This is a genomic window from Desulfobacter sp. UBA2225 (assembly GCF_002348205.1).
Lineage (GTDB): Bacteria > Desulfobacterota > Desulfobacteria > Desulfobacterales > Desulfobacteraceae > Desulfobacter > Desulfobacter postgatei.
This window is the reverse complement of the sequence record NZ_DDYV01000329.1, coordinates 1-5,226: the sequence shown is the minus strand read 5'-3', so window position 1 is coordinate 5,226 and position 5,226 is coordinate 1. Positions and strand designations below refer to the sequence as shown.

At 46.3% G+C, this 5,226-nt stretch carries 4 protein-coding genes; 2 read left to right on the top strand and 2 right to left on the bottom strand.

The annotated features are described in order from the left end of the window. Together B3D59_RS17180 and B3D59_RS17175 are read right to left on the bottom strand one after the other, a co-directional pair. A partial coding sequence (locus B3D59_RS17180; RefSeq protein ID WP_286822371.1) for a SpoIIE family protein phosphatase occupies positions 1–300 on the bottom strand: 300 nt, incomplete at its 3' end. Further along, on the bottom strand, positions 257–1,978 hold the full coding sequence (locus B3D59_RS17175) for a SpoIIE family protein phosphatase (protein ID WP_286822370.1): 1,722 nt from the start codon (positions 1,976–1,978) through the stop codon (positions 257–259). The genes B3D59_RS17180 and B3D59_RS17175, both read right to left, overlap by 44 nt. Positions 1,979–2,249: 271 nt before the next feature. Here B3D59_RS17175 and B3D59_RS17170 point away from each other — a divergent pair, with 271 nt between their 5' ends. Together B3D59_RS17170 and B3D59_RS17165 are read left to right on the top strand one after the other, a co-directional pair. Next, complete coding sequence (locus B3D59_RS17170; protein WP_286822369.1) at positions 2,250–4,253, top strand: SpoIIE family protein phosphatase; 2,004 nt, start codon at positions 2,250–2,252, stop codon at positions 4,251–4,253. 14 nt (positions 4,254–4,267) lie between these two features. Then, a partial coding sequence (locus B3D59_RS17165) for an alanine racemase (protein WP_286822367.1) occupies positions 4,268–5,226 on the top strand: 959 nt, incomplete at its 3' end.

Below are 5,226 nucleotides of genomic sequence, written 5' to 3'. Positions count from 1 at the left end.
TTTTCCGGCATGTTTCCGGACAGCGTCGAGCACAGCATTACTCACCTGTTCCGCACTATTTTTTTTATTAAATTCCAGGACAGCCAGCTGGCGTTCGCTGGAAAACTGTTTAAAATCGGCATCCATGGCTTCATTCACACCGTCGGTGTACAGAAAAAAACTGTCTTGGGGTGCAAGGCGCAATGATATGTCAGTGTATGAAATGCCGGGAACAGCCCCCACTACGGGTTGATCATCCCCTTTTTTAAAATAGCATTCACTGTTGCANNGGCATGACCACAGGCGGGTTATGCCCGCCATTGGCATAAAGGATCTCACCGGTCCTAAAATTGAAAATACCGATGACAAGCTTGACAAACATGGATCTTGGATTGTCAGTACTTAAAATCTCATTTATTTTTTCCATGACGATACCGGGAGATTCCATCTTTTCACTCAACGTCCGAATCAGGGTACGGATGACCACCATGAACAATGCCGACGGCACCCCTTTTTCAGACACATCGCCCAGGGTAAAGCACAGACGGTCCTCATCAATAAGAAAAAAATCATATAGATCCCCGCCCACTTCTTTTGCAGGCGTAAGCGTGGCATACAAATCAAATTCCGGATGATCAGGAAAAAACGGAAAGGTTTTGGGCACCATACCCAGCTGAATCTCCCTTGCAATGTTCAACTCACTTTCCATACGCAGCCGAGCTGTCGTGCCCTGAACAAGGTTCTGAATATTCTTATTCAATTCCCGACGCATGAGAACAAAAGATGCGGCAAGGGCACCAACTTCATCCTTATGTTTTTTTATCAATTCATCAATGGGTGAATCTTCCGGCAAAGGTTTGGAAAGATCCCGCCGGGGCAGCCGCCTTGCATAATGGGATAAAAGAGTCAATGGTTTTGAAATCCGGGAGACCAGAACAAAGACGGCAATAATGCCGACTATACACATCAGGCCGATAATAATGCTCTGCCGTACAACCAGTTGTTTTGCAGCGGCATTGATCTCATTGAGGGGAATAACAACACCGGTATACCACTTCAACGGTCTAAAATAGGTGCTGTAAATAATCATGGTCCGGCTGCCGCCGTTATCCAGCCGGGCAACATATCTGATTTCCGAAATATCTGCAATATCCGTGGTTCGGATCTGCTGGATACCTGTCTTTTCTTTAATACAGCGGATAATGTCTTTGGTGGTGTTTTCACCAAGATCAGGGGGCGGAATCAGGATTGTGTCATCTGCACCAACCATACAAACAAATCCGCTTTTAGTGATAGTCAGTCGGCCGGCATATTCATTCAGGGAACGGATAAAGTCTTCCTTCTCTGCCTGGGCTTGAGCTTCAATGCCACTGATGTCCACGGATACCCCAATGGTATATTTCCAGGGCGGAAACGGCAGAAAAAAAGCCAGGACCTGAGCGGATCGGCCGTTTTCTCCAACCGTGTTGAAGATTGCAAAATCACCGCGGTGGTGCAAGTTGTCAAACTGCATCACTTCGGCAATTTTTCTGTCTTTAATATCCTCAATGGTTCTGTAAGCCCCTTTGCCCATCTTTTTATTCGAGCTTGAAATCAGGTTAAAGTCCTCATCCATAATGTAAAAATCGATGTTTTCAAAGGGGGTATTGTTAATCCATGCAAGGGCCTTTTGAATCCCTGACCGGGAATCATCCCCGGGAGCAACGGCAGTACAGAAACCGGTAAAAACAGATTGAATCATTCGCGCTTTTTGTTTGAGTTGATTGCGCTTGGTCAGGATCATTGCCCGCTTGGAAGTCAGAAGTTGGTGATAATCCTCGCGAATTACCAGATAAAAGGAGTGCAAAATATTACGGGCTGATTTTTCCTGGGTCACCAACATGGCCTGTCCGACATCCCTGTTGGTGAAATAGAGATTGACAGCGGTTGAGATAACCATCACCAGGGTCACATAAACAATGATTTTACCTTTAATTGTCGATAAAAACCGTCGACCCATATTTATAACTCAGCCATTTAGGGCATTTTTTTCAAATTCCTAAGCCAAAAAACATGAGTGCAGCGTATACAAATATCAGCAACAATACAATACCCGAATAGAACCGGGCCGGAAGAAATAAAAATATCAACGCCGCTTTACGATTTTATAAAATTGTATGGACCTGAGGGCCGACTGTGGTATAGGCTAACCGTGTTGAATGTAAAATATGAGTTCTGTTTACGATGACAGCCGTAACAGTTTAGATAGATGAGGAGAGATCAAAACCGCAATGTTCTCAACCATTAAGGGAAAAATTTTATTTGCTGTTATTTTGGTCATGGTGATATCTACCCTGGTTAACATCTTTTCCACCCACCGGGATGTGGGTAACGCCATGCTGACGGCCCAGCAGGATTCCGCGTTGAACATTCTGCACTCCCTGGATTTGATTATTGAAGCAGATTACCGCAACCTTTTGAAGGAAAAACGGGCACTGACCCTTTTAAAACGCAGCCAGTTAAAGAACACGGTCGAGGTTATCGCATCGGTATTTGAAGGCTTTGCCGCAAAGGGTGAATCACAGGAGACAAACGGACTTAAAAACGCACTGTCCTGGATTGAAACAGCCCCCTTTGATAATGTCAAGCATTACATCATTGATGCACAATCCAATATAATAGCATCGTCCAATGCGCAGGTAACCGCCCTTTCTTTAAAATCATTAATGGATGTCAAACACAGGAACCTATCCCAGGTCATGCAGTTTGATCACTTAACCCCAAGAGGGGACTTTGCTGCGTTCAACTTTGACCAGAGCCAGGAAAACGCATCGGTGCTTGCCTATTTCAAACCATTTACACCCTGGTCACTAACCATCGGCGTATCCGTGGATATCAGCCGACTCCAGGCCCTGGCGGAAAAACAGAAAGAACAGATCATCCTCTCTTTGACAGATTATACCCAAAGTCTGAAAATCGCTGACAGCGGCTTTGTCTATATTTTTGATGAATCAGGTGCCGCACTGATTCCGCAGTTGGCAAGTGCGTCTCAGGCCATGGGGACCCGGATCAATCGAATGACCGGTAATATGATAAATGACGATATCCGTCAAAACGCATCTGGTGAATTTTCACACTTTCATTATCTGCCGGACATGCCCGATAAAAATGCAAAAAAAATGATCGCCTATTGTTATTATTTCAAACCCTTTAAATGGTATATCAGCGTCATCATTCCTTTACAGGAGATCAAACTGCCGGCCCAGCGTCTGGTTATCCGGCAGAGCCTGATCATCGTAATGATGTTCATGGCCGGTCTTGTGGCCATTATTCTGGTAGTCAGCCGGATCGCTACGCCCTTGCAACGCCTGTCATCCTATGCCAGAGAAATTCCAAAACTCAATTTTACCACCCCCATGGAAAAGGCAACGCCGGTGGATGACCTGGCTGAAAATCACAAAGATGAGGTGGGAGACCTGGCTGCGTCATTTATCCTTATGCGCCACGAACTAAGCCGGAACATCCAGGATTTGATCAACATCACCTCAGGCAGGCAGCGGATTGAAAGTGAACTGGGGATTGCCAGAGAAATCCAGTTGGGCATGGTGCCCAAAATCTTTCCGGGGCTGCTTGAATTTGATCATATAGATCTGTATGCCACGTTGCAGCCGGCCAAGGAAATCGGTGGAGATCTTTATGATTTTTTCCGGCTTGATGACGACCATGTTGTTTTTACTTTAGGTGATGTTTCCCACAAAGGTGTGCCTGCAGCCCTGTTCATGGTGGTCATCCGGACCCTTATCCGAGTATTCAGCGGCAAGGATGTATCACCTGCCCGGATGATGACCAGTATCAACAATGTATTAAGCTCCGACAATCCCCGTTCCATGTTTGTTACCCTTATCATCGGGATTTTGAATATTCAAACAGGCCGGATTGTCTATGCCAATGGCGGACACAACCCGCCCATTATTATCAACCATGACGGGGCCCGTTTTATAGAAGAAAAAAAAGAAACCCTTGTCGGTGCCATGCCGGGCATGATTTATTCGCACAGCACCTTAACCCTTAATAATGGACAGGGTTTTATGTTATATACGGATGGGGTTAACGAGGCGATGAACACAGACGGGGAGCAATTTTCAAATCAACGGATGATTGATGAAGTGTCAAAAGACAGGGATCTGCCGTCGGAAAAAATAGTGCATAATCTTTTAGATCGCATTCGGGAACATGCCGATTCTGCGCCCCAGTCCGATGATATTGCCATCCTGATAATCAAATTCCGGAAATAAAATTTAACATCATTATGAGTCAATTAATCCTGAATATGGACAGACTGCGTCACAATATCCGTTTTTTATCCCGGTACTGCAGGGAACATCACCTGGGTATCACCGGAATTATCAAAGACCCATGTGCAGACCAGAAGATGATCAGTCAGATGATAGACTTAGGTTTTGAAAATATCGGAATATCCAGGGTGCCTCACGGTCCAAGGGCAAAACCTGTCTTCCCCAGGCGACCCATATATATTGCCCTGCCCTCAATCCATGAACTTCCTGCCATTGTCCAGTGCTTCGGCACAAGTTTCAACTCTGAACTGGCCGTTATTCAACAACTCAACCAAACGGCCATTGCCATGAACTGCCCCCACAGCATTCTTTTGATGGTGGATACCGGAGACTTGAGAGAAGGTGTTATGCCCGATCAGGTGCTGGATACCGTACGCAAAATTCACCAGATCAAGCCCCGAGGCATTAAATTTGCCGGCATCGGCACCAACCTGGGGTGTTGTGCCGGAACCGTACCGGATGAATACAACCTTGGTATCATGGCCCACCTGGCTGATCAGATTGAATCCAAACTCGACATTAAGGTTAACACCGTCTCGGTGGGCGGCTCCGTACTGCTCAAATGGATGGAGCACAAGCGCCTTCCCGGCCGGATCAACAATATACGATTGGGAGAATCCGTGTTCCTGGGCACCATTCCCACAATAAATCAGGTACACCCGAATCTGGATACCCGGGTGGTCACATTCAGAAGCGATATACTTGAAATAAAAGAAAAGCGAGTGACGCCACCCCAGTTGTGCGGAAAGGATGCTTTGGGCTGCCAACCCCGATTTCCCCGCCGGGGCCTGCGCAAACGCGCCATTCTCAATTTCGGCATCTGCGACACTTACCCATCAGGATTGACTCCTTTAATCCCGGGCATGGAAATTGTTTCCGTAAATTCCAATTATACCCTGGCAGACATCACGGA

Excerpts from the sequence above, each read along its gene's own strand:
- B3D59_RS17170 (WP_286822369.1), top strand. The coding sequence starts at position 2,250 with ATGTTCTCAACCATTAAGGGAAAAATTTTATTTGCTGTTATTTTGGTC.